General features: G+C 68.9%; 4 protein-coding genes. All 4 read left to right on the forward strand.

Annotation, left to right across the window (positions count from 1 at the left end):
- Positions 1–979: ABC transporter permease (locus tag COGEMETH_RS25165; RefSeq protein WP_373875432.1), on the forward strand; the 979-nt coding region annotated here is incomplete at its 5' end.
- The gene (locus COGEMETH_RS25170; protein ID WP_238185395.1) at positions 976–1752 is read left to right on the forward strand and encodes an ABC transporter permease subunit; all 777 of its coding nucleotides are present in this window, start codon (positions 976–978) and stop codon (positions 1750–1752) included. The genes COGEMETH_RS25165 and COGEMETH_RS25170, both read left to right, overlap by 4 nt.
- Positions 1749–2204 (forward strand): hypothetical protein, encoded by a 456-nt coding sequence (locus COGEMETH_RS25175; RefSeq protein ID WP_238185396.1) that lies wholly within the window; start codon positions 1749–1751, stop codon positions 2202–2204. The genes COGEMETH_RS25170 and COGEMETH_RS25175 overlap by 4 nt, the downstream gene beginning before the upstream one ends.
- 910 nt (positions 2205–3114) lie before the next feature.
- Positions 3115–3267, forward strand: a complete 153-nt coding sequence (locus COGEMETH_RS25180) for a DUF3096 domain-containing protein (RefSeq protein WP_238185397.1) — start codon at positions 3115–3117, stop codon at positions 3265–3267.
- Positions 3268–3374: the final 107 nt, after the last annotated feature.

Consider the following 3374-nt stretch of genomic DNA (forward strand, 5'->3'; position numbering starts at 1 on the left):
GGGCCACCCTCTCCCGCAGAGGGGAGAGGCAGGTGCAGGCATGAGCGCCGGCCCCAGAACCCAGCAACGACTGGCCTTCCTCGTCCGCCTGCCGCCGTTCCTGTGGCTGGGGCTGTTCTTCCTCGTCCCCTTCGCCATCACCCTGAAGATCAGCCTGTCGGAGCCGGCCACCGCGATGCCGCCCTACCTGCCGGTGCTCGACTGGCAGGGGGGGCTGGAGGGCTGGTCGAGCTTCCTCGAGGCGCTGCACTTCCAGAACTTCGAGACGCTGGCCACCGACGCCCTCTACCGGGACGCGGCCCTGAGTTCGCTGGGCTTTGCCGCGCTGGCCACCGCGATCCTGGCGCTTCTGGGCACGCCCTTCGCCTATGCGCTGGCCCGCGCGCCGGCCCGCTGGCAGCCGCTGCTGGTGGCGCTCGTCGTGGTGCCGTTCTGGACGAGTTTTCTGATCCGGGTCTACGCCTGGATCGTGATCCTCAAGCCTGAGGGCCTGTTCAATGCCGGGCTGCTGCGGCTGGGGCTGATCGCCCGGCCCCTGGAGATCCTCAACACCAACGCCGCGGTGCTGGTCGGCCTCGTCTACGCCTACCTGCCCTTCATGGTCCTGCCGCTCTACGCGGTGATGGCCCGCCTCGACCCGACCCTGCGGGAGGCGGCGGCCGACCTCGGCGCCGGCCCGGCCCGCGTCTTTCGGAGCGTGACGCTGCCGCTGAGCCTGCCCGGGATCGTGGCGGGCAGCCTGCTCTGCTTCGTCCCGATGGTCGGCGAGTTCATCGTCCCGGACCTGCTCGGCGGCTCCGAGACCCTGATGCTCGGCCGGGTGCTCTGGACCGAGTTCTTCTCCAACCGCGACTGGCCGCTCGCGTCGGCGGTGGCCGTGCTGATGCTCGTCCTCGTGCTCGGCCCCGTGGTTCTGTTCCGCGATGCGGGCCTGCGGGCGGAGCAGGGGGCGGAGCAAGGGGCCGAGGTGGAGCGGTGAGCGGGGTCAAGCGCACCGCCCTCGCGCTGGGGCTCGCCTTCCTCTACGCGCCGATCCTGGTGCTGGTGGCCTATTCCTTCAACGCCTCCGCCCTGGTCACAGTCTGGGGCGGGTTCTCCACCCGCTGGTACGGCGTGCTCCTGGCCGACGGCCCTCTGATCGCTGCGGCCTGGGTGAGCCTGCGCGTCGCGGCCGCGGCAGCGCTCGTCGCAACGCTCCTCGGCACCCTGGCGGCGCTGGCGCTGGAACGCCACGGCCGCTTCCGGGGCAGGGGGCTGTTCTCCGGCCTCGTCCACGCGCCGATGGTGATGCCCGAGGTCATCACCGGCCTGTCGCTGCTGCTGCTCTTCGTCGGCACCGGCCTGGAGCGGGGCCTGTCCGCCATCGTGGTAGCCCACGCCACCTTCTGCACCGGGTTCGTGGCCGTCGTGGTGGCCGCGCGCCTGCGCGGCCTCGACCGCGCCCTGGAGGAGGCGGCCGCCGACCTCGGGGCCGGCCCGGCCCGGGTCTTTATCACCATCACCCTGCCGCTGCTGGCGCCGGCGCTTGCGGCCGGGTTCCTGCTGGCCTTCACCCTGTCGCTCGACGACCTCGTGATCGCGAGCTTCGTCTCGGGGCCGGGGGCCACCACCCTGCCGATGCGCCTCTACAGCCAGGTCCGCCTCGGGGTGAACCCGGAGATCAACGCCGCCTCGACGCTGCTGGTGGCCCTCGTCACCTGCGTGGTGCTCGCGGCGTCGTGGCTGACGGGGCGAGGGAGCAAGGCCGCGTGACGGACGACCCCGAACGGTCCTTCGCCCGGTTCAAGCAATCCGCAACGGAGGCTGCCAACCGTGCCGAGGCGACCGCGCTCCTCATCCGCTGCGGCTACCGTGTCTATCGGCCTGAAGCCGATATCGAAGGCGAGGATCTGGTCGTCCGCCGTCCGACCGGCGCATTGTACGGCGTCCAGCTCAAGGGCGGCCCCATGGTCGAGTGGCGGCGCTACGGCGGCCGAAACCTGCTCATGCTGTTTCCGTCCGCGCCCTATTCGCCGGGTGCACCGCGCTCGTGGTTCCTCGTGCCGCACGATCCGCTCTTCGATTGGATGAAGGCCAGGCACGGTCAGGCCCCGAAATGGGCGGACCATTGGCGATACCCGGTTTTGACCAAGCCCCTCGCCGCCTTCCTCGCGGAGTATGAGGTACGACTGCCGACCGAACCAATGACCATCGATGAATGTTAAGTTCTGACGAGTCCGTCGATCTCCGGGAGAAAATTTATCCGAGAAAATCGGCGGACAAAATGGTCAATCCCAACAATCTCCCTTATCCTGAGGTGCTTCCGCGTAGCGGAAGCCTCGAAGAAGCACTCCAGAATTCTCGGCGATATCTGAAGTCCTCCTTCGAGGCTGCTTCGCAGCACCTCAGGATGAGGGATCTGTTGGGACTCAAGGGGTCGAACAACCCCCAGGCACTACCCAGGGCCGAGCCGCCTGTAACGATCCCACGGATGCGATTTTAGACCTAAGAATTGCGAGAGATCTTGACATTGTTCTTGTTTTGTGCGCCTATGGCCGAATTCGCTGCCGGGCACCGGGGCCGCGTATCGTGCCGGTGCTTTTGGACAGGGGCCTCGCCCGGTGACCGCCGCGGCAGGGTCTTTGGCAGCGGGGCGGTCCCTGCGTCGACGGTCGGTCAACCGTCGCCTCGGGCGCTGTGCCGATGCTGGGGTTCCTGAGCGGCGGGTTCATCCCGCGAGCAGGGCCCTTGAGTAGAAACCGATGCCCGCCCCACTACGAGGCCGGGTGCGGATGCCGTCATCCGCCAAGGACGGGCCCGGGTCGCCGCAGGGCGAGCCGGGCGGGAGAGGGCAGGACTCCTCCCGCTCCGAGATCGGGATCGTGCCAAGTCGATGAAAAGACCGCGACGCACAAACGGCCGGCGGGGTTCGCGTCTCGAACCCCACGGCCGCGGGACGCCGGGGGACCGTGATTCTAACGCGTTGCAGGGTTCCGCGGCGTCCCGCGTCTCCTGTTCCCGCGCAAAGCCATGCCCCCGGCGCGGGAAGCGCGCGGGGCCGATGAGGCGTGAGCGGGAACCGGCCGCCGCGGCCGCCGTTCCCCACGGCCGAGCTTGTTCCCCCGGGAGGCCCCGATGACCATCACCATCTCGAATCTCCAGCCGATCATCGCGATCCTGGCCGGCGTGCTGATCCTGATCGTGCCGCGGCTGCTCAACTACATCGTCGCCGTCTACCTGATCCTCGTCGGGCTGATTGGCCTCGGGGTGTTCCGCGGGCTATCGTGAGACGCGGCCGCGCGCCGGAAGGCTGAGATCGGCGACGGGGCGTCGGCCGTCCGTCCACCGAGCTCGGGCATTCGTCTTGCGTTGCACTGCAATATGATCCACCCGTG

Origin of the sequence: Methylobacterium trifolii (assembly GCF_022179685.1) — a bacterium.
GTDB lineage: Bacteria > Pseudomonadota > Alphaproteobacteria > Rhizobiales > Beijerinckiaceae > Methylobacterium > Methylobacterium trifolii.